The following is a 20,778-nucleotide window of genomic DNA, read 5'->3' as shown; positions in this document are numbered from 1 at the left end:
GTCTATCCGCGTGCGACTCTCGATCAGTGTAGTGAAGGCGGGCCGGTGGGGCCGGGTGCGGGGCTCAAGCGGCGTGGCGGCCTACCGGCCCGCCACGGGCTGTACAAGGCTTGTGTGAAGCAGGTCGCCGATCGTATCGACTGTGATATCCGGGGCGGGCAGGCCCTTGGTGTGCGCCGGGTCGTTCGCATAGTGCCCCTGCCGCGGCCAGACGGTGGTCAGGCGGTCCCCCCAGACGTGTTTCATGGCGGTCAGGATCCGGAGCTTGTCGTCGATCATGATGTACCGCATGGCGGGGTGCCGCCGCTCGACATCCTGCAGCTGCGTTTCCTTGTGTATATAGATGAGAACGCTGCCGTCGACGGCCTCCCAGAGCCCGCTGCGGCGGACCTTGTGGGGCTGGAAGACCACGTCTCCATCGGACAGGATCACGGTCGGTCCGATGGTCCGGAGCGCACCGATCAGTTCCAGCACCCTTGGGTACAGGCGGGAGGCGAACGCGTAGCCGAGCAGGTATTCCGAGATATCCAGCAGGCGCGGCTCGTCCATGTGCCGCAGGCGGTACCGCTGCAGGGCCCCGAGGTAGTCGACATACCCCAGTTCGGACCGCAGATCCTCCAGGGCCGCCCAGTACTCCTCCCGACGCCGGGCACCGAACTGTCGCTCCAGGTGGTCCCGCAGGTCGCGCTGCACCATGTCGTTGTCGAGCAGCGTGTTGTCGACGTCGAGAAGGAAGACCGTCTCGCTCGGTGTGCTCACGCGTTGGCTCCGTGCGCGGCCGGGGCGTGCCAGGCCTCGAACCCCTCGGTGAGCCGCGAGGCCTCCGCCGGACCCCAGGTGCCCGGATCATACTGATGGACCGGCGAGGCATCGCCGAGGATCGGGTCAACGATCCGCCACGCTTCCTCGACGTTGCTCTGGCTCGCGAACAGCTCCGAATCCCCGTTCGCGGCGTCACCGAGCAGTCGCTCGTAGGGCGGCATTTCGTCGGGCGTTTCGTCCTTGGCGATCAGCTCGATCGCCTCGCCGTCCATTCCTTCGCCGGGCTTCTTCGCCCGGGCGCCCATGCCGATGACCACGTCGGGGCTCAGCCGGAAGCGGAAGTTGTTGGCCCCGAGTTTCCCACCATCACCGAACGCCGTGGGCGGCGGCCGCTTGAAGAACACCATGACCTCGGTGGAGGTCTCCGGCAGGCATTTCCCGGCTCGGATCAGGATCGGCACGCCGCTCCATCGGAGCGTGTCGATCCACAGCCGCACCGCGGCGTACGTCTCCACAGTGGAATCCGTTGCTACCCCGTCTTCGCTGCGGTAGCCGCGGAACTGCCCCCGCACGACGTCGGAGGCGGACATCGTGCGGACGCCCTCAAACAGTCGGGTGCGCTCGCCGCGGATCGCGGCGGGGTCGGGCCGAACGGGGGCGTCCATCGTGAGCAGCGCCGCCACCTGCAGCATGTGGTTCTGAATGACGTCGCGGATGGCGCCGGCCTCCTCGTAGAACTTGCCCCGCCCCTTGACCCCGAACGACTCGGCCATCGTGATCTGGATGCTGGCGATGTGGAGCCGGTTCCACACCGGTTCGAGGATCGGGTTGGCGAAGCGGAAGTACAGCAGGTTCTGCGAGGGTTCCTTGCCCAGGTAGTGGTCGATCCGGAAGATGCTCTCCTCGGGGAACACCGATTGCAGCGTCGCGTTCAGCGCCCGGGCCGAGGCCAGGTCGCGCCCGAAGGGCTTCTCCACGACGACTCGGGCGTCGGCGGCGCACCCGGCCTTGGCGAGTCCCTCCACAACGGTGCCGAAAAAACTCGGCGGGATCGCCAGGTAGTGCAGCGGACGCTTCGCGCCGCCGAGCTTCTGCTTGAGCGACTTGAACGTTTCGACGTCGCGGTAGTCGCCGTCGATATAGCAGAGCAGCGACAGGAACTTGTCGAGCGCCTTGGGATCAATCTTGGAGTGCGCCTGCAGGCTCTCCTTGACCCGGGCCTGCATCTGCTCGAGGTTCCATCCCGCCTTGGCGACACCGATGATCGGTATGTCGAGCTTGCCGCGCCGGATCAGCGACTGCAGCGAGGGGATGATCTGCTTGAACGCGAGGTCGCCGGTGGCGCCGAAGAAGACAAGGGCATCGGACGGCGCGGCGGCCTGATGCGACGGTGCGGCGGGCTGCGACATGGGTCGGTCCTCCGGAGAAATCGGTGCGGGCGATCCCCGGCGTTCGTCAGGCCTTCTTCTCGTGGTGACCGCCGAACTCCATGCGCATCGCCGACATCACCTTGTTCGCAAAGTCGTCCTCGCCGCGGCTGGCGAACCGCTCGTACAGCGCCGCCGAGAGCACCGGCGTCGGCACGGACACGTCGATCGCCGCGGTCGCGGTCCAGCGGCCCTCTCCCGAATCCGAGACACGCCCGGCGTAGTCCTTGAGTTGCGGGTCCTCGACGAGGGCCGCCGCGGTGAGGTCCAGCAGCCACGACCCGATGACGCTCCCCCGGCGCCACACCTCGGCCACCTCGGAAACGTTGATGTCGTACTGGTAGTGCTCCGGGTGACGCAGCGGCGCCGTCTCGGCATCGGCCTCTCGCTTCGACTTCCCGGCATTGGCGCGGTGCAGGATGTTCAGGCCCTCGGCGTACGCGGCCATGATGCCGTACTCGATTCCGTTGTGGACCATCTTCACGAAGTGCCCCGCGCCGCTCGGGCCGCAGTGCAGGTACCCCTGGTCGGCGGTCCCGCGGCCGGCTTCGCGCCCGGGAGTGGGGGGGGCGTCCCCCTTGCCCGGCGCCAGCGCCGAGAAGATCGGGTCGAGCCGCTTCACCGCGGTGTCGTCCCCGCCGATCATCAGGCAGTAGCCTCGCTCCAGACCCCACACGCCGCCGCTGGTGCCCATGTCGACGTAGTGGATGCCCTTTGCCGCGAGCGACTTCGAGCGCCGCAGGTCGTCGTGGTAGTGCGAGTTGCCCCCGTCGATGATCGTGTCGTCCCGCTCCAGCAGCGGCACGAGGCCCTCCAGTGTCGTGTCGACCACCGCGGCGGGCACCATCAGGCACACCGCGCGAGGCTTGGCCAGCTTGCCCACGAACTCCTGGAGTGACGCGGCGGCGGTTGCACCGTCCTTCGCCAGGTCCGCGACGGCCTGCGGGAACACGTCGTACGCGACGCACGAGTGGCCCGCCTTCATCAGCCGGCGGACCATGTTTGCGCCCATGCGGCCGAGGCCGATCATTCCAAGCTGCATACACCCTCCTTCAATCGTGAGAGAACCGGTTCACCGCACGGTAGGGAGCCCAGCCGGCCTCACGGCGCCGCCGCCGCCTACCTCGACGGCCCGAGCAGGCCCTTCGCGGTCCGTGCGATCTGCTCGGGTTCGAATCCGAACTTGTCGAGCAGCATCTTAAGCGGCGCCGAGGCGCCGAACGTGCGCATCCCGACCACCGCGCCGCGCGGGCCCACGAAATGGTCCCAGCCGAATGTCGAGGCCGCCTCCACCGACATCCTCGCCCCGACCCCCGGCGGCAGTACCGAGTCCCGGTAGTCCTGCGGCTGGGAATCGAACAGCTCCCACGAGGGCATGCTCACCACCCGCGACTTCACACCGTCGCGCTGCAACAGCCCGTGCGCGGCGAGGCACGCGTGCACCTCGCTTCCGGTCCCGATCAGGATGACCTCCGGGGTTCCGTCCGCCGCGTCCGTCACCACGTACCCGCCCTTCGCGACGCCCGAGGCCGGCGCGAACATCGATCGGTCCAGCGTCGGCAGCGCCTGGCGCGAGAGCACGAGCATCGCCGGCCGGTGCCGCTGCTGCATCACGACGCGCCAGGCCTCGACCACCTCGTTCGCATCGCACGGCCGGAGGACGACCAGGCCCGGCATCGCCCTGAACGAGGCGAGCTGCTCCACCGGCTGGTGCGTCGGCCCGTCTTCGCCGAGCCCGATCGAGTCGTGCGTCCAGATGTAGATCACCGGCAGTTCCATCAGCGAGCTCAGGCGGATCGACCCCCGCGCGTAGTCGCTGAAGATGAAGAACCCCGACCCGAACGGCCGCAGTTTCGAGAGCGAGAGCCCGTTGCACACCGCGGCCATTGCGTGCTCGCGAATCCCGAAGTGGAAGTTCCGCCCCCCAGGGCTTCCCGGCTCAACATCCCCCGCTCCGTCGAACACCAGCCGCGTCTTCGTGGAGGGCGACAGGTCCGCCGCCCCGCCGATCAGCCACGGCACGTTCTTCGCGATCACGTTCAGCACCTTCCCCGATGACTCGCGCGACGCCATCCCCTTCGCGTCCGCGGGGAACGTCGGCAGGTCCTTGTCCCACCCGTCGGGCAGCTGACGGTGCTGCATGCGGAACACCTCGTCGGCGAGGGCCGGATGCGCCTTCGTGTAGGCGTCAAACATCGAGAACCACGCCGACCGAAGTTCTCCGCCGCGACGCCCCATCCCCGATCGGAAGTGGTCGTACACGCCGTCGGGCACCAGGAACTTCGCATCCGGCGGCCACCCGTAGGCCTCCTTCGTCAGCCGGATCTCCTCCTCGCCCAGCGGCTCGCCGTGGGCCTCGGCGGTGTCCTGCTTGTGCGGCGATCCGTAGCCGATATGGCTGTCGAGGATGATCAGCGTCGGTCGATCCGATGCGCGGGCCTCTTCGAGCGCCCGCGAGATGAGCCCGAGGTCGTTCGCATCCCCCACGCGCAGCACGTTCCAGCCGTACCCCTCGAACCGAGCCGAGACATCGTCGCTGCACGTCAGGCTCGTGTGCCCCTCGATCGTGATGTGGTTGTTGTCGTAGATCCAGCACAGGTTGGCGAGCCGCAGGTGCCCCGCGAGCGAGGCCGCCTCGTGGCTGATCCCCTCCATCAGGCACCCGTCGCCGCAGATCGCGTACACGCGGTACGCGAACACGTCGAACCCCGGCCTGTTGTACCGCTCTCCCATCCATCGCCCGCCGATCGCCATGCCCACGCTCGTCGCGATCCCCTGCCCCAGTGGCCCGGTCGTCGTCTCGATCCCCGACGTCCAGCGGTACTCCGGGTGCCCGGGGCACTTGCTGTCCAGCGCGCGGAACCGCTTGATGTCCTCCAGCGTCACCGACGGCGCGCCGAGCGTCTCGTACTGCGGGTTCACCGCCTTCACACCGGTCAGGTGGAGCAGCGAATACAGCAGCATCGAGGCGTGCCCGTTGCTCAGCACGAACCGGTCGCGGTCCGGCCAGATCGGGTCCGCAGGGTCAAACCGCAGGAACCGTTGCCACAGGCAGTACGCCACCGGCGCCAGCGCCATCGGCGTCCCCGGGTGACCCGAGTTCGCCGCCTGCACCGCGTCCATCGCCAGTGTGCGGATCGTGTTAATACACAACTGGTCCATTCGGGCCTGGTCGCCCGCAGGGCTGGGAGCCGAAACGGGATTCTGAACCGTCGGGGTGCTCTTGGCCATGATGCGGACTCCTGCCGTTGCCGCGTGTTGGATCGCGTCGGGGGCGGCCACCTTCCAGCGCACCAGCGCGTGCAAGTGGGGCCGACCCGTGTTGTACCCTCAATCGCCCGCTTGTGCGAGCGAATCGCTCACCGGATCGTCTCAAATCCGCACCTGGCCGCCCCCGTGATCGCCGGGTGCGAGGTGATCACCTTCACGGGAATTCTCGTCAGCAGGTCGCTCATCCGCCCCTTGGAGCGCATCGCCTCCACAAACGCCCCCGTCTGCAGCAGCGGAAGGATCCGCTGCGGGATCCCCCCCGCGAGCATCACGCCCCCCGTCGCAAGTACCTCCAGCGCCAGGTTCCCCGCCTTCGCACCCAGCGTCGACACGAACAACTCCATCGTCTTTCGGCACAGGACGCTCGGCTGCGCCGGGTCCAGTGCTGCGTTGGAGATCACCGGCGCCCGGTCGCCCCCCGCGGCGAGCCTCCGCTCCACCTCCGCGTCCTCTTTCTCCGGCGACACCGAACGCAGGTAGTCATAGATGTTCGGGATCCCCATCCCCGAGCAGACCCGCTCCCAACTCACGTGCCCGTGCCGTTCCTGCAGGAACCGCAGCAGGTTCCATTGGTCCGGGTCCGCCGGCGCAAAACTCGTGTGCCCCCCCTCGGAGGCGTGCGCCACGTACCGGTTCCCCTCCCACGTCAGGAACGACGCTCCCAGCCCCGTCCCGGGCGCGAGCACCGCGATCGCGCCCCCCGAGACCGGCGTCCCCTCGCTCAGCACCGCCACATCCCGCGGCCCCAGCGCCGGCACCGCCCACGCGAACGCCTCCAGGTCGTTGATCAATCGCACCTGCCGCACACCCAGCGCCGCGGCCAGCGTCCGCTCCTCCGGCGTCCACTTCAGGTTCGTCAGCGACGCCCGCCCGCCGATCACCGGCCCCGCGACCGCGAAGCACGCCCTCTCCACGCGCGCCCCCGCCTGATCCAGAAACTCCTTCGCCATCGACTCCAGCGTCTCGTACTTGGCGCTGACGAACTCCTTCCGGTACAGCGGCGTCCGCAGGTCGGAACCGGACTCGAACACCGCCAGGTCAGTCTTCGTCCCGCCAATGTCACCCGCGAGCAGCATGCTGCATCCTTAGCCCTCTGTCCTCTCCCCGGCAGTTTGAGGTCATCAATGGGCCCGGTGGGACTCGAACCCACACGCCGCTGTGACACGGCCGCGGATTTTAAGTCCGCTGCGTCTGCCAGTTCCGCCACGGGCCCGCGAGGATGGGTGGTAGTGGGGAGAGCCACCGATTCTACATGACCATGTCGCGCCGCCGTGACCGGGGATCGGGCGAAACGGGAGTACTCATCGATCGGCGCGTCAGCCCGGCCTGATGCCGCATCAGATCAACCGATCAACGTCCGTCTCCAGATACGACAGGCGCATCACTTCTTGTGGTTTGGTTTTCTTGCGCATCGGTTGCGGTCGGGTTCCGGGGGGAGCAATGTGGACCGCATAAGCCGCAAACAAAGGGAATCGTGGGCCACGAAACGAACGGCTCGACAACGAATCCGGCCATCGCCACCAAGCTGCCGACGGCGCCAACACATGCCCAGATCCGCGAAGTCGTACTTCGCCCGGTGCTCATGTCGAGAAGCATACCAGAAGCTGGGGAGTTGCCAAGAGCCGTCGCCAGCTCGCACGCTCGCTGACACACACGAGCCAAGGCCCCCCGCGCTCCCACCAGCCCACAGCAGTACGATGCCTCTCCACCGCGGCCTCACGCCGGCCGCTCCGACGCACGCACCAAGCGCATGGGAGGCATGATGTTCTTGATGAAGTTGTCCACTCTTCCGGCCGCGGCCACCGCGGTCTGTGCATCGCTCGCCGCGTCCCTCGCGGCAAACGCCCAGGGGACCAACGCGATCCCGCTCTCCCTCGTTACGCCCGACACGGTGGAGACGCGGATCGGCACGCTCCAGTTCAAGGACGGGGTGCCGGCCGAGGCGACCTCGGCTCGGCTCTACGACTACATCGATTTCACCCACGCCTACGAGGCGTACATGAACACCCTCTGCGGTGTCAGCATCCACGCCCTCAACAAGGGCCTGGAGAGCGTGGGGGTCAAGAACAACGAGGTCATCGTCTTTGAAGAGTTGATGGATGCGAACTCGCTGTTCCTGACGGCCAACGCCGACACGGTCTACGCCATCGGCATCATCGATCTCACCAAGGGTCCGATGGTCCTCGAGGTGCCCCCGCGGTTCCTCGGCGCCATCGACGACTACTGGTTCCGCTGGGTGACCGACCTCGGCCTCCCCGGCGGCGATCGCGGCGAGGGCGGGAAGTACCTCGTCCTTCCCCCGGGCTACGAAGGGACGGTCCCCGAGGGCGGCTTCTTCATCTCCCGCTCCAGGACCAACCGCGTCGCCTGGTTCGGCCGCATGTTCCTCGAGAACCGGAACGACCCCAAGCCCGCCGCGGAGGCGATCAAGAAATTCACCAAGGTGTACCCCTACGAGGTGGGCGGCTATGGCACGCCCATCGCCGACTTCCTCGACGGCAAGGCCCGGCTCGGACGCATCGAGCCTCCACCCGCGACAGTGTTCCACAACGGCAGCGGCAAGGTGATGAACACCGTCCCGCCGAGCGACTACTCCTTCTACGAGATGATCAACGAGATCGTGCAGCAGGAGCCCGCCACATCGCTCGACCCCGAACTCATGGGCCCGCTTGCGTCGATCGGCATCATCAAGGGCAAGCCGTTTGCCCCCGATGCCCGGATGAAGAAGATCCTCACCGATGCCGTCGCGGTGGCCAACGCCGCCTCGCGCAACATCTTCATGAGCCCCCGCGACCCGAGCTGGTTCTACTACCCCGGCTCGGCGTGGATGAACTTCCTCTTCCAGAGCGGGTACGAGTTCGAGACGCCCATCCCGCTCATCACCAGGGAGGGTGTGAAGCCCTTCCCGCCCACCGGCTACCGCCAGCTCGACGCGCGCACCTCCTTCTTCTACGGCGTCACCGGCATCACCCCGGCCATGGCGATGCGCCTCCCCGGCATCGGCTCGCAGTACCTCCTCGCCTACCTGGATGCGGACAAGCGGTACTTCGACGGCGCCAAGACCTACAAGTGCACGCTCCCCAGGGACATCCCGGAGAAGAACTTCTGGTCGTTCACCCTCTACGACAACATGACCCGCTCGATGCTCGCCACCCCGCAGCGGTTCCCCCGCGCCGGCAGCCAGAGCTACCCCTCCCCCGCGGCGGAGACGAACGCCGATGGCTCGACAACCGTCTATTTCGGCCCCACCCAGCCCCAGGGCGTCAGCCGCGGCAACTGGATCCAGACCGACCCGTCAAAGGGCTGGTTCATCATCCTGCGCCTGTACAGCCCCCTCGAGCCCTTCTTCACGAAGCAGTGGCGCCCCAGCGAGATCGAACTGGTGAAGTAGCCCGCTGCAGTCGGTGTCAACTGATGCGGGCCGCCTTCACGGGCGGCCCGCGTTTTTGGCGAATCGCCGCGGTCGTTTGTGGCAGCAGCGGCTACTACCGCCGCCTGATTACTATTGCCACATGTGCCACATGACGACCAACTGGCGTCCCAGAAACCTGTCTCGTATGTCTGCTGGCGTCTGTATTCTCTCGATTGTCTCGGCTCTTACTCTGCCCACCGTCGCCCGGCCACAGCCGCCCGAGAATAGAGCTGCCTCCGGCCCCTCGCAGCCCACCCCCCAATCCCCGACAGAAGTGGGGGAGATGCAGGACGCCCTCCGCGGCCCCCATGTCCCCGACGACATGACCCACACCCTCGTCCGCCGCGATGCCCGCGGCAGGCTGGTCCGCATCGAGGGCCGGCCCGAGTCCGCCGCCCTCGTGCAGATGTCGATCGATCCCGACCGGCGCGAGAAAGCCCGCGAGGTCATCGCCGACCGCACCGCCACCCTCCGCACTCGACTCATCGAGAGCGTCACCGCCAGCGAGGAGACCATCGAAACCCTCATCCTCGGCGACCGCGCGGCGATCCAGAAAGTCTCGACGGAGATCATCGAACGCATCGACCCCGATGCGGTCCGCGATCCACTCCTTGAACCACTCTCCGCCGTCCTCTCTCCCGACGAGACCGCGGAGCTCAAGACGCTCACCGACGACTACTGGACCGCGTGGATCGACTCCGAGAAGCGGGCGAACCAGACTCCCGCCCAGGTCGAGCAGCGCCTCATCCGGTCGCTCCTGCTCGATGAACTCCGCGCGGCGTACGACTCCTCCCTCCGTCCCTACCGCGACCGCCTCGACCGCGTGAACCAGGCCGTCGATCCGACCCCAGAGCAGCGTGCCGCCCTGTTCAAGATCGTCGTCCGCTTCATCGCCACCTCCAGGCTCCAGCCCACCGAGGAGCAGCGGGCCGCCCTCGCCCGCGAGATCTACGGAGCGCTCGAGGAACCGCAGCGAATCAAGATCTTCGAACTCGCCCTGTCTCGATTCTGATCTCGCCGCATTGACCCGGGCCCCTTGCCTCGCAACGCTTGCCGCATGACCAACCCCCCGTCCCCCAAGCCCCACGCGGCCGGCGATCACTCGGAGAAGATCGACCTGCCCGAGGTCAGCATGCACATCGTGCGCCCGGTCGAACCCGTGCAGGCCAGGGTCGTCAAGTCCGAACTCTGCACCTCCCGCAAGGCCGCGGGCGTCGTCCGGCACATCGAGCTCGACGTCTCCGGCACACCGCTGGTCGGCACGTTCATCCCCGGCCAGTCCTTCGGCGTGATCCCGCCCGGCGTTGATGAGAACGGCCGGCCGCACAAGGTGCGTCTCTACTCCGTCGCCTCACCCACCCGGGGCGAGCCCTCCGGGCCCCACGGCGCCGTCATCTCCACTACCGTCAAGCGCACCATCGACGAGCACTGGGAGTCACACCGCCTCTTTCTCGGCGTCGCCTCCAACTTCATGTGCGATGCGCAGGTCGGCGACACCATGATGGTCTCCGGCCCCAATGGCAAGCGATTCATCCTCCCGGCCCGCATCCACGAGCACGACTACCTCTTTTTCGCCACCGGCACCGGCATCGCCCCGTTCCGCGGCATGCTGATCGACCTGCTCGCCAGCGGCGCCGAGTCGCGCATCACGCTGGTCATGGGCGCCCCCTACGCCACCGACCTGCTCTACCACGACTTCTTCCTCGACATGCAGTCCCGCTACCCCAACTTCCAGTACATCACCGCCGTCAGCCGCGAGCGCCAGTCCGATGGGCACGACCCGCTCTACGTCCAGGACCGCCTCAGCACCGACCGCGACCGCCTCCTGCCCCTCCTCGACAGCCCGCGCACGCTCATCTACATCTGCGGCATCGCGGGCATGGAACTGGGGATCTTCCAGCAACTCGCCCTCCAGCTGCGCACCAGCGTTCTCGAGCAATACCTCCACGTCGACGCCGACGCCATGGCCGCGATCACGACCCTCGGCCGCGGCGCCGGCGGCGGCTGGACGCGCCAGATGATCCACAAGCAGGTCCGCCCGACCCGGCGCGTCTTCATGGAGGTCTACGCCTGATCGGCCGCCGGTCCGCCCCGCGCCGAGTAGACTCCCGGCGATGAGCACCGCCGCCCCCGACTCCCGCATCGCGCAGCGCCTGGCCCCCTTCGGGACCACCATCTTCACCGAGATGACCCGCCTCGCTAACGAGCACGGCGCGGTGAACCTTGCCCAGGGCTTCCCCGATTTCGACGGCCCGGACTTCGTCAAGCAGGCCGCCCACCGCGCCATGCTCGACGGCCACAACCAGTACGCCCGCATGTTCGGGCTCCCCGTCCTCAACACCGCCATCGCCGCGTCGTGGAAGCGCGACACGGGCCGCGACATCGACCCAGACACCGAGGTCACGGTCACCAGCGGCTGCACCGAGGCGATCGCCGCGTCCCTGCTGGGGATCTGCAACCCCGGCGACGAGGTCGTTCTCTTCGAGCCTTTCTACGACTCCTACCGCGCCTGCGTCGCCATGGCCGGCGCCTCGCCCCGCTTCGTCACCCTCCGGCCCGACGCCGCCGGCGAGTTCGTCTTCGACGAAAGCGAACTCCGATCCGCGTTCACCCCCCGCACCCGCGCGATCCTCCTCAACACCCCGCACAACCCTACGGGCAAGGTCTTCACCCGTGCGGAACTCTCCCTCATCGCCACGCTCTGCGTCGAGCGGGACGTCATTGCCATCACCGACGAGGTCTACGAGCGGCTCCTCTTCGATCCCCAGCACAGCCCGCACATCCGCCTCGCCACGCTCGACGCCATGGCCGACCGCACCATCACCCTCTCCAGCCTCGGCAAGACCTACAGCCTCACGGGCTGGAAGATCGGCTGGGCGATCGCTCCGCCGCACCTCACCCGCGCCGTCCGCGCCGCCCACCAGTTCCTCACTTTCGCCACGGCGACGCCCCTGCAGATCGGCGCCGCCGCCGCGCTGACCGAGGGCGGCCCATACGTCGCCAGCCTCGTCGACCAACTCTCCGCCGCCCGCCGGTTCCTCGGAACGGCCCTTGCCGCCCTTGGCCTGCGCGTCTTCATGCCCGCCGGGACTTACTTCATCATGGTCGACCACACCCCCCTGGGCTTTGACGACGATATCGCCTTCTGCCGCCACCTCACGACCCGGATCGGCGTCGCCGCCATCCCGCCCAGCGTGTTCTACAACAACCCCGCCCACGGCCGCCCGCTCGCCCGCTTCGCCTTCTGCAAGAAGCAGGCGACCCTCGAAGAGGCCGTACGCCGGCTCCAGAAGCTCGCCAAGGGATAGCCGCCGCATGACGCCCCGATTCGAGCAGCACGCCGAGCACGTGGCGAGCGTGATCGCCGCCGTCTGCGCCGCCACCGACGCCCGCGCCGCCGTCGCCCGCTCCATCGCGCGGCACCCGATCCCCGACGGTCCCGGTCCGATCGGCATCATCGCCGCCGGCAAGGCCGCCGCCGCGATGGAGTCCGGTGTCCGCGACACCATCCGCCCGCGCCCCGCTCAGACATGGGCCGTCGTCGTCCCGCGCGGCACCGTCGTCCCCGGCGCCGATGCGAGAGTCTGGATCGCCGACCATCCGCTCCCAACAGCCTCCAGCGTCGAGTGCGCGCAGCGGATCGTCGGCCTCCTCGAACGTCTCCGGCGTGCTCCCTCCGCGCCGCGCCTCGCGATCCTCCTTTCCGGTGGCGCGTCCTCGCTGCTCACCCTCCCGGTCGACGGCGTCACGCTCGACGATGTGCGCGCGATCACCAAGGCCCTCATGCACGCCGGCGCCCCGATCGACGATCTCAACACCGTCCGCAAGCACATCGACCGCCTCAAGGGCGGCGGTCTCGCGGCGGCCGCTTCGCCGCTCGCCATCGAGCTGTTCATCCTCTCCGACGTGCTCGGCGATGACCCGGGCACCATTGCCTCAGGACCCGTGTCCGCCGATCCAACGACCTTCCACGACGCCCTCGCCGTCCTGCACAAGCACCGCTGCGAGCAGGCCGCGCCCCGCATCACCGCCTACCTGTCCGATGGAGCCGCCGGCCGCCACGCCGAGACCGTCAAGCCCGGCGATCCCATCCTCGCCCGCGTCTCTACCCGCATCGTGGCGAACAACCGGACCGCCGTGGATGCCGCGGCGATCGAACTCGAGCGTCTCGGCTTCACCGCCATCCGCATCGAAGAGCCGCTGGTCGGCGAAGCCCGCACCGCCGGGCCGCGCCTCGTCTCTCTCCTCGCGCAGGCCGGCGCCGCGGCGGACAGCCCGACAGCCCTGATCTGGGGTGGCGAAACAACCGTGACGGTCACCGGCCGCGGCCACGGCGGCCGCAACCTCGAACTCGCCCTCGCCGCCGCGGACCCGCTCGAGTCCCTCCCAGGCACGGTGCTCTGCTCCCTCGCCACCGATGGCGTCGACGGCACCTCGCCCGCCGGGTCCGCGCCCGCCGCCGGGGCGGTCGTCACCCCCGCCACCGCTCCGGAGGCCCGCCGCCTCGGCTTGGACCCCGCGGCGGCCCTGAAGGCAAACGACAGCCGCGCGTATTTCGACCGTCTCGCCGACGCGGGCCACGCGGCCCTCTTGTGCACCGGTCCCACGGGAACCAACGTCAACGACATCGCCATGGGGCTGATCTACAGCCAATCTTGAGCCAAGCCGCTCACAGTTCCCTGCAACATGTCGTATATTGGTCGGTAGCCCAATCAAGCCCGCGACGTGGGACCCGGAATCTTCCTTCCGGCCCGGCGCGGTGTGGGGAGTCAACCATGATCACTGGCGGCCTGACGATCCAGCGTCTCTTGGCGGGGATGCAGCGGCACTCCGCGTCCGATCTGCACGTCAAGGTCGGCATCCCCCCGACCTACCGGATCAACGGCAGCCTCCGCGCCGTCGGCGCCGAAGCGCTCACCCCCGAAGAGGCGGACCACCTCCTCGACCCGATCATCCCCGAGCGCCTCCGTGACCGCTACGAAGCCTCAGGCGACCTCGACTTTGCCACCCACAACGAAGAGGGTGACCGCTTCCGCGTCAACATGTACCGCTCCGGCGGGCACGTTGCCGCCGCCATCCGGCGCGTCAAGGCCGACATCCCCACCTACGAGGCACTCCATCTTCCCGAGATCTACTCCAAGATGATCGACCAGACCGGCGAGGGGATGATCCTCGTCGTCGGGGTCACCGGCTCGGGCAAGAGCACCACCCTCGCCGCGATGATCGAGCACATCAACGCGACCCGCAGCGAGAACATCATCACGCTCGAGGACCCGGTCGAGTACCGCTTCGCCCCGCGCAAGAGCATCATCTCCCAGCGGGAGATGGGCATCGACGTCCCCGACTACAAGGCCGCGCTCCGCTACATCGTCCGCCAGGACCCCGACGTCATCTTCATCGGCGAGCTCCGCGACCACGACACCGTCCTCGCGGCGATCCAGGCCGCCGAGACCGGCCACCTGGTCTTCGGCTCGCTCCATACCGCCGACACCATGCAGGCCTTCAACCGCATCCTGGAGTTCTTCCCGCGCGAGGAGCACGCGTTCATCCGCTCGGCCCTCTCCAACACCATGCGGGCGATCTTCGCCCAGCGGCTCCTCCCCGCCGTCGCCAACTTCGCCAGCGATTTCGGCGGTCTCGGCACCGTTCCCGCCACGGAGGTCCTCATCAACACGCCGGTGGTCGCCGAGAAGATCCGCGACGGCGAGGACGCCGATCTCCCGTCGATCATCAACGGCTCCCGCTCCGAGGGCATGATGTCCTTCACGCAGTCGCTCGCCGATCTCGTGCGCAAGGACTGGGTCGACATCCGCACGGCGATGAGCTACGCGCCCAACCGCGACGCCCTCGACAGCGAGATCAAGGGCCTCGAGGTCCGCAGCAAGACCCTTGTCAGCCGCATCAAGTCCGGCCCGCGCTCCTGATGCTCTAGTCGCGCCGCCCCAGCAGCCCCGACGCCAGCAGGTAGTACAGCAGCGTGGCGATCGCGCTGATCGTCGCCGCGACGTACGTCATCGCCGCCGCGTTCAGCACCCGGTTCATCGCCTTGGCCTCGTCGCCCTGCGCGACGATCCCCGTCGACTGCAGCAGGCTCTTCGCCCGGTTGCTGGCGTCGAACTCGACCGGCAGGTTCACCAGTTGGAACAGCACGACAAAGGTGAACAGCACGATCCCTGTGATAAACATCCAGAATCCGAAGCCCGAGTGTACGTTGTTGGCGATCGCGGCCGCGCCACCAAGTACCAGCCCGGCGAGCGCGATTAACAGCCCGGCCTGCGATCCCACCATAGCCATCGGGACCGCCGCGTTGCGAACCGCCATCAGCGGGTACTTCTGCGCATCCTGCAGCGCGTGCCCGGCCTCGTGCGCCGCGATCCCCAGCGCCGCCACCGACCGCCCCGAGTACACCTCCTCGCTCAGCCGGAGCATCTTGTGCCGAGGGTCGTAGTGGTCCGTCATGAAGCCGTGGGCCGGCTCGATGCCCACCCCGCGTACGCCATGGCTGTCGAGGATCATCCTCGCCACCTCGGCCCCGGAGAGCCCCGACCTCGCGGCCATCGCGCCCGCCCGCGCGTACGCGGACTTCACTCGCGCCTGCGCCCACAGCGCCAGCACCACCGGCCCAATCAACAGCAGCAGGTACAGCATCATGGCAGTTGCCTCTCTTACGACCCGCGCGGCTGGAAGTTCGATTCTCCAGCCAGGCGGGTAAACAGTTCGCGCTCGGTGTCCGTGAGAGTCTTGGGAACCACGATCTTCAGTTCCACATACAGGTCGCCCTTGTCCCCTTTGCGACTCGGCATTCCCCGTCCGCGGAGCCTGAGCCGCATCCCGCTCTGTGCCCCCGGCGGCACGGTCAGCGTCACCTCGCCTTCCAGCGTCGACACCTGCACCTTCGCCCCCAGCGCCGCCTCCCACGCCGAGATCGGCAGCGTCATCGCCAGGTCGCGGCCATCACCTTCTTCGGCCAGGACGCGGAAGACCGGGTGCGGCGCGAGGTGCACGCGGAGGTGCAGGTCCCCCGACTTGCCGCCCCGCGTCCCCGCCGATCCCTGCCCGGCGAGGCGGATGACCGCGCCCTCCGCGACGCCCGCCGGGATCTTCACGTCGTACGTCCGCGAGGCGCCGCCGTCGGAGCCGGGCGCGCTCAGCGTGATCCGCTTGGTCGCGCCGCGGTACGCATCCTCCAGCGAGATCGTCAGGTCCGCTTCGTGCGACGCCCCTTCGCGCGGCATCGGCTCGGCGCCCGCGCCGCCGAATCCCCCCCCGAATCCCTGATCGAACGGGGAGGCCCCGCCGCCCCGCCCGCCGAAGAACATCTCGAAGAAATCGCTGAAACCACCCGCATCACCGAAGTCGACGCGGTGCGAGTGGCGGTGCGCGCCGCCACGGTGCGGCCGCCGCCCGAACCCGCCCCCCTGGCCGTCCCACCCCGGGGGCGGCGAGAAGTCCTGCCCCGACTTCCACTGCGACCCGAGTTGGTCGTACCGCTTGCGCTTCGCCGGATCCTTGAGAACCTCGTAGGCCTCGTTCACCAGTTTGAACTTCGCCTCGGCCTCCGGCGACTTGTTGACGTCCGGGTGGTACTGGCGCGCCAGCTTGCGGAACGCACGCTGCAGATCCTCGGCGGTCGCATCGCGTTGCACACCGAGCGTCTCGTAATAGTCCTGGAACTTCACTGACATGCCGTTGGGGCCCTCTCGTTCTGAGCGATCGTACCGGCATCAATCCGGATGCCAAACCACATGCGACCGGCCAGCCCCGCACAGGCCTGAATCCGGTCAACTCGACAGGCAACCAGTTGTCATTTTGGCAGGCACATGGAGCCCGCTCGGCGTTCAGAGTCCCTCTTGCCCACGCAGCGGTCGTTCCCGCCGCTTGGCACGGGATTTGAAACGGAACCTTCGTGCGGTTGGCGCATAGCCGCCGCGACTTGTGCGTACAAACGAAAGGAGACCGAGCATGAGCACTCTCAGCAGGCGGATCTTCGGAACGTTCCCCGGCTCCGCGATGAACGGAGCCTTCAACGCCTTTGGCGACGCCCTGAGCGCCCCGGCGCTCCTCGCCGGGATACGTCCGGAATCGCGCCGGTTCCCGCAGATCAACGCCTGGGAGACCGGCGACGAGATCGTCGTCGAGGCGGAACTCCCGGGGTTCACGATGAACAGCATCGAGGTCACTGTCGTGGGCAACGAGCTCACCCTCTCCGGGCGAGTCCCCGACACCCACCCCGAGAACGTGATCTACCACCGCCAGGAACGGGCCGCGCAGCCCGGCGCGACGTTCAGCCGCGCCATCCACCTTGCGACCGATATCGACAGCGAGCAGGTCAAGGCCCGCTTCGAGAACGGCGTCCTCACCGTCACCCTTCCAAAGGCCCCGTCGGCCCGTCCGCGCAAGATCACGGTCTCGAGCAAGTAGCCACCGATCCACGGGGAACCAGGCCCGCGAACCACACCACCACGCTTCCGCAAGGAGAATCCGATGACCACGATGAACACCACACAGGCGCCCGCCTCCGAAGCCGCGCCGGCCTCGGCCGAGCCCATGCGCACCGGCCCGGTCTTCCGCCCGGCCGTCGACATTCTTGAAACGCGCGATGAAGTCCTCGTGCTCGCCGACATGCCCGGCGTCGCCGCGGGCGGCGTTGACATCGATTTCGAGGACGGGGTCCTCACCGTGCACGGGCGCGTCGGGCCCCGCGAGGCCGGCGGCAAGCCGCTGCTGCGCGAGTACGGCGTCGGCGACTTCGAGCGCACGTTCCAGATCGGGCAGTCGATCGACGCCTCGTCCATCTCGGCGGAACTCAGCGGCGGCGTGCTGACCGTCACGATGCCCAAGTCGGCGGCGTCGCGCCCGCGCAAGATCCAGGTGCAGGCCAAGCCCTAGAGCCGGCGGCCGACGACCTCTTCCGTTGTTCGCGCGTGAGTCACCCCGCGGCCGATGGCGCCGCACAACCCACACCGGAGATCCGCGATGAGCATCATCCCCTTCAAGAATCGGAACAACAACAACGAGCCCGAGGGCTTCCTCCCCGCCACGGTCGGCGAGCTCAAGCACGAGATGGACCGGCTCTTCGAGCGGTTCGTCGGTCGCTACCCCAGCGACGTCTGGAACGGGCTGACCACGGGCACGTGGAACACCTCCAGCCTCGGCGCCTGGAGCCCGGCCATCGACATCGCCGAGACGGACAAGGAGGTTGTGATCCGCGCCGAGATCCCGGGAGTCGACCCCAAGGACGTCGAGGTCGCCGTCGCGGGTACAACCCTCACGATCAGCGGTGAGAAGGAAGAGACCGAAGAGGAATCGGGCAAGGACTTCCACCGCTCCGAGCGGCGCTTCGGTTCCTTCGAGCGCCGCCTCACGCTCCCGGACTATGTCGACCCCGACAAGGTCGCGGCGGGGTTTGCCAACGGGGTCCTCGAAGTCCGCGTCGCCAAGACCAAGGCCGTCCAGCCGCGCAAGATCGCGGTCACCGGCTCGGGTTCGAAGAAGTAGGTGAGCCTTCGGGCCTCGCCGCGGTAGACTCTGCGGATGCCCGAGGCGCCCGCATCTGAAGCCTCCAATCGCCCGCGTCGGCTGCTCACCGCGGCCGGCGCGGTGTCGTTGGCGGCCGCGGCCCTTCTCGTCGGCGTGCTCTCGTTTCAGCGCATCTGGCCCGTCGACTACTGGTGGCAGCGGGGTGTCGGCGAGTACGTCCTTTCTCACGGTGTCCCGTCGCACGATGTCTTCTCGTACACCAACCCGCAGCACCCGTGGCTCGAGACCCGCTGGGGGTACTGCGTCGCTCTCTTCTCCCTCACACGCGCCCTGGGCCACGAGGCCGCATCGATCGCACGAACGCTCATCGTGCTCGCAACCTTCGGCCTTGCCGCCGCCGCGGGGCTTGTCGGCGCCCGCCGCCAGGGCTGGGCGCTCCACGGGACGGTAATCGCCGGCGGTGTGGTGGCGGTCGCCGCGATGGCATCGAGCCAGCGGATGGTGGTCCGGCCGGAGACGGTGAGCGTCTTCTTCTTGGCCGTGTTCCTCTGGGTCATTGCCCGGCGCATGCAGGCGCCGACCCGGTGGGTCTGGGTTCTCCCGCTGGTGGAGGCGATGTGGGCCAACACGCACGGCTTCTTTCCCCTCGGGCCCGCGGTGACCGGCGCCTGGCTGGTGGGCGAGACCATCGAGTGGGCGCTCGCCCGTGCGGGCTGGGCCGTGCCTGATCCCGATCGCGCGAGCCGGGTGCGCCAGGCGGGGATCATCACGGCGATCGTCGGCCTCGCGATGCTCATCAATCCCTACGGGCCCCGGGCGCTCCTTCTGCCGCTCACCCAGTTCCTGGCGCTGAGCGGCGAAACGGCGCAGAAGGGGTACATCCTCGAGCTGACCTCTCCGTTTGCGTTCGGTGATCGCTACACGGCGCTGTGGTGGTACAAGGCGATGATCGGCGTCGCCACGGCGTCCGTGCTCCTCGCGCCGCGGCGGCAGCGGGCGTTCTGGCTCATTGTCACCGGCGCGATGTTCGCCCTTTCCGCGGCCGCCATCCGGAACATCCCGCTGTTCGCGATCGCGGCGACGGCCATGGCGATCCGCGGCCTGTGCGTCTCGCCGATCTGGGAGTGGCGCCCGGTGGCCCGAGGGGCGCCGTGGGCGCTCGCGGCGGGATCGATCGGACTGGCGATCTTCTGCGTCGTGCAGGTCCGCCTCGTGGCGACGGATCGGTTCGCGGTCCAGCAGCGCGACACCAACCAGTTCGGCATCGGGCTGGCCAGGCACCGCTACCCGGTCCGGGCAATCGAGTTCCTGAAGTCCACGGGCGCGACCGGCCCGATGTTCAACTCCCTCGGCATCGGCTCCTACGCCCTCGCGCAGGGCATCCCGGTGTTCATCGATCCCCGCGGCGAGGTCTTCGAGCAGGCCATTCTGGGCGAGTACCGCGAGATCACCGAACCGCCGATGAAGTTCGACGAGTACGCCAGGAAGTACGGCTTCCGCTCCGCCGTGATCGACACGGATGCGTTCCCGCTGATCACGCACATTGCGCACTTGCCCGGCTGGCGCCTCGTCTACCTGGACGAGGTCGCGGCGGTGCTGCTGCGCGATGACGAATCTCCGCAGACGCAGGCGATCGACCTCGCGCGCGATCAGGCCCGGTGGCTGGAAGAAGCCCGGTCGCGGATGCCGCGTCCGACGGTGTACGAGTCGGCCGGATGGGCCGACCGGGTGACGAGCCCCGTGCCGTACTACCGCCTGGGAAAGACCTGCTTCGCCCTGGGGTGGTACCAGGCGGCCCGCTCGCTGTTCGAGGATGCGATCGCGGCGTACCCGCCGGCGTTCGCTCCCGAGGACCTCGAATACCTCGTGTACACCGCGAGCCTCGCCGGGGACCGCGCCGCGTCCGCGACGTACGCCCAGCAGTGGGAGGCCCGGGCTCCGCTTGATCCGACGCGTGCCCGCGCCTCCATGCTTGCCCTGCTCAAGCTCGGCGATGCGGTCGCGGCGAGGCCGTTCGCCGAGCGGCTCGCGAAGGCGGACCCCCGCGATGCCGAGGCGATCGCCGCGGCCGGCACGGTGGCATTGATGCAGTCGCGATTCGGCGAAGCGGAGCGGTGGATCCGCCAGGCCGTCGAACTGAGCCCGGCGACCGCCGGCTACCACCGTCTCCTGGGCCAGTCGCTCGCCATGCAGATCAAGACCGAGGAAGCGATCCGCGAACTCTCGCGGGCGCTCGAACTCGATCCGGGGGAGGTCGCGGCGGCGAGCACGGGAGCGATGCTGCTCAGCCGCGTCGGCCGGCGCGACGAGGCGCTGGCCTGGGCCGAGCGTGCGCTGAAGATCTCGCCGAACGATCCGCAGGCCACGCAGGTGATCCGCTCGCTCCGACCGACGCCGTGATCGACCCATCGTCGCTCCAGAGGAGGC

The 20,778-nt window shown here is 68.4% G+C and carries 17 protein-coding genes and 1 tRNA gene; 10 read left to right on the top strand and 8 right to left on the bottom strand.

Translation table 11 applies throughout. The features are described from left to right. Positions 1 to 81: 81 nt before the first annotated feature. The 6 genes from KF745_04670 to KF745_04645 all read right to left on the bottom strand — a co-directional run bounded on the left by KF745_04670 (position 82) and on the right by KF745_04645 (position 6,672). Positions 82 to 759: an HAD family hydrolase gene (locus KF745_04670; GenBank protein MBX3357703.1), complete on the bottom strand. Its 678-nt coding sequence runs from the start codon at positions 757 to 759 to the stop codon at positions 82 to 84. Next, a complete protein-coding gene (gene zwf, locus KF745_04665) occupies positions 756 to 2,171 on the bottom strand; it encodes a glucose-6-phosphate dehydrogenase (protein ID MBX3357702.1) in 1,416 nt (471 codons plus the stop codon). The genes KF745_04670 and zwf overlap by 4 nt, the downstream gene beginning before the upstream one ends. A gap of 46 nt (positions 2,172 to 2,217) precedes the next feature. After that, positions 2,218 to 3,231: a decarboxylating 6-phosphogluconate dehydrogenase gene (gene gnd / locus KF745_04660; GenBank protein ID MBX3357701.1), complete on the bottom strand. Its 1,014-nt coding sequence runs from the start codon at positions 3,229 to 3,231 to the stop codon at positions 2,218 to 2,220. 77 nt (positions 3,232 to 3,308) lie between these two features. Further along, positions 3,309 to 5,420, bottom strand: coding sequence for a transketolase (gene tkt, locus KF745_04655; protein MBX3357700.1), 2,112 nt, complete (start codon positions 5,418 to 5,420; stop codon positions 3,309 to 3,311). 128 nt (positions 5,421 to 5,548) lie between these two features. After that, positions 5,549 to 6,535, bottom strand: a complete 987-nt coding sequence (gene glk, locus KF745_04650; protein ID MBX3357699.1) for a glucokinase — start codon at positions 6,533 to 6,535, stop codon at positions 5,549 to 5,551. A 49-nt stretch (positions 6,536 to 6,584) separates the two neighbouring features. Next, positions 6,585 to 6,672, bottom strand: a tRNA-Leu gene (locus tag KF745_04645). A gap of 558 nt (positions 6,673 to 7,230) precedes the next feature. On the opposite strand from KF745_04645, the gene KF745_04640 reads away from it, so the two are divergent. The 6 genes from KF745_04640 to KF745_04615 all read left to right on the top strand — a co-directional run bounded on the left by KF745_04640 (position 7,231) and on the right by KF745_04615 (position 14,795). Beyond that, positions 7,231 to 8,850 carry a DUF1254 domain-containing protein gene (locus KF745_04640; protein ID MBX3357698.1) on the top strand — a complete coding sequence of 540 codons (1,620 nt, stop codon included), beginning with the start codon at positions 7,231 to 7,233 and terminating at the stop codon, positions 8,848 to 8,850. A 304-nt stretch (positions 8,851 to 9,154) separates the two neighbouring features. Continuing rightward, on the top strand, positions 9,155 to 9,883 hold the full coding sequence (locus KF745_04635; protein MBX3357697.1) for a hypothetical protein: 729 nt from the start codon (positions 9,155 to 9,157) through the stop codon (positions 9,881 to 9,883). A gap of 45 nt (positions 9,884 to 9,928) precedes the next feature. Continuing rightward, positions 9,929 to 10,945: a hypothetical protein gene (locus KF745_04630; protein MBX3357696.1), complete on the top strand. Its 1,017-nt coding sequence runs from the start codon at positions 9,929 to 9,931 to the stop codon at positions 10,943 to 10,945. A 40-nt stretch (positions 10,946 to 10,985) separates the two neighbouring features. Beyond that, positions 10,986 to 12,179 carry an aminotransferase class I/II-fold pyridoxal phosphate-dependent enzyme gene (locus tag KF745_04625; protein ID MBX3357695.1) on the top strand — a complete coding sequence of 398 codons (1,194 nt, stop codon included), beginning with the start codon at positions 10,986 to 10,988 and terminating at the stop codon, positions 12,177 to 12,179. Positions 12,180 to 12,186: 7 nt separating this feature from the next. Continuing rightward, a complete protein-coding gene (locus KF745_04620; GenBank protein MBX3357694.1) occupies positions 12,187 to 13,530 on the top strand; it encodes a DUF4147 domain-containing protein in 1,344 nt (447 codons plus the stop codon). A gap of 116 nt (positions 13,531 to 13,646) precedes the next feature. Next, positions 13,647 to 14,795 carry a PilT/PilU family type 4a pilus ATPase gene (locus KF745_04615; GenBank protein MBX3357693.1) on the top strand — a complete coding sequence of 383 codons (1,149 nt, stop codon included), beginning with the start codon at positions 13,647 to 13,649 and terminating at the stop codon, positions 14,793 to 14,795. A gap of 4 nt (positions 14,796 to 14,799) precedes the next feature. Here KF745_04615 and KF745_04610 read toward each other — a convergent pair whose 3' ends face one another. Next, entirely contained in the window at positions 14,800 to 15,522 is a 723-nt protein-coding gene (locus KF745_04610) for a zinc metallopeptidase (GenBank protein MBX3357692.1), read from the bottom strand. 14 nt (positions 15,523 to 15,536) lie between these two features. Next, complete coding sequence (locus KF745_04605) at positions 15,537 to 16,556, bottom strand: DnaJ domain-containing protein (protein ID MBX3357691.1); 1,020 nt, start codon at positions 16,554 to 16,556, stop codon at positions 15,537 to 15,539. A gap of 277 nt (positions 16,557 to 16,833) precedes the next feature. On the opposite strand from KF745_04605, the gene KF745_04600 reads away from it, so the two are divergent. The 4 genes from KF745_04600 (at position 16,834) to KF745_04585 (ending at position 20,751) form a co-directional block, all read left to right on the top strand. Then, a complete protein-coding gene (locus KF745_04600) occupies positions 16,834 to 17,292 on the top strand; it encodes an Hsp20/alpha crystallin family protein (GenBank protein ID MBX3357690.1) in 459 nt (152 codons plus the stop codon). Between the two features lie 63 nt (positions 17,293 to 17,355). Further along, on the top strand, positions 17,356 to 17,760 hold the full coding sequence (locus KF745_04595) for an Hsp20/alpha crystallin family protein (protein ID MBX3357689.1): 405 nt from the start codon (positions 17,356 to 17,358) through the stop codon (positions 17,758 to 17,760). An 87-nt stretch (positions 17,761 to 17,847) separates the two neighbouring features. Further along, the gene (locus tag KF745_04590) at positions 17,848 to 18,369 is read left to right on the top strand and encodes an Hsp20/alpha crystallin family protein (protein MBX3357688.1); all 522 of its coding nucleotides are present in this window, start codon (positions 17,848 to 17,850) and stop codon (positions 18,367 to 18,369) included. Positions 18,370 to 18,405: 36 nt separating this feature from the next. After that, complete coding sequence (locus KF745_04585) at positions 18,406 to 20,751, top strand: tetratricopeptide repeat protein (GenBank protein ID MBX3357687.1); 2,346 nt, start codon at positions 18,406 to 18,408, stop codon at positions 20,749 to 20,751. Positions 20,752 to 20,778 lie beyond the last annotated feature (27 nt).

The sequence above is a fragment of the Phycisphaeraceae bacterium genome (assembly GCA_019636655.1).
Lineage (GTDB): Bacteria > Planctomycetota > Phycisphaerae > Phycisphaerales > UBA1924 > JAHBXB01.
This window is presented reverse-complemented; position numbering and strand designations above follow the sequence as displayed.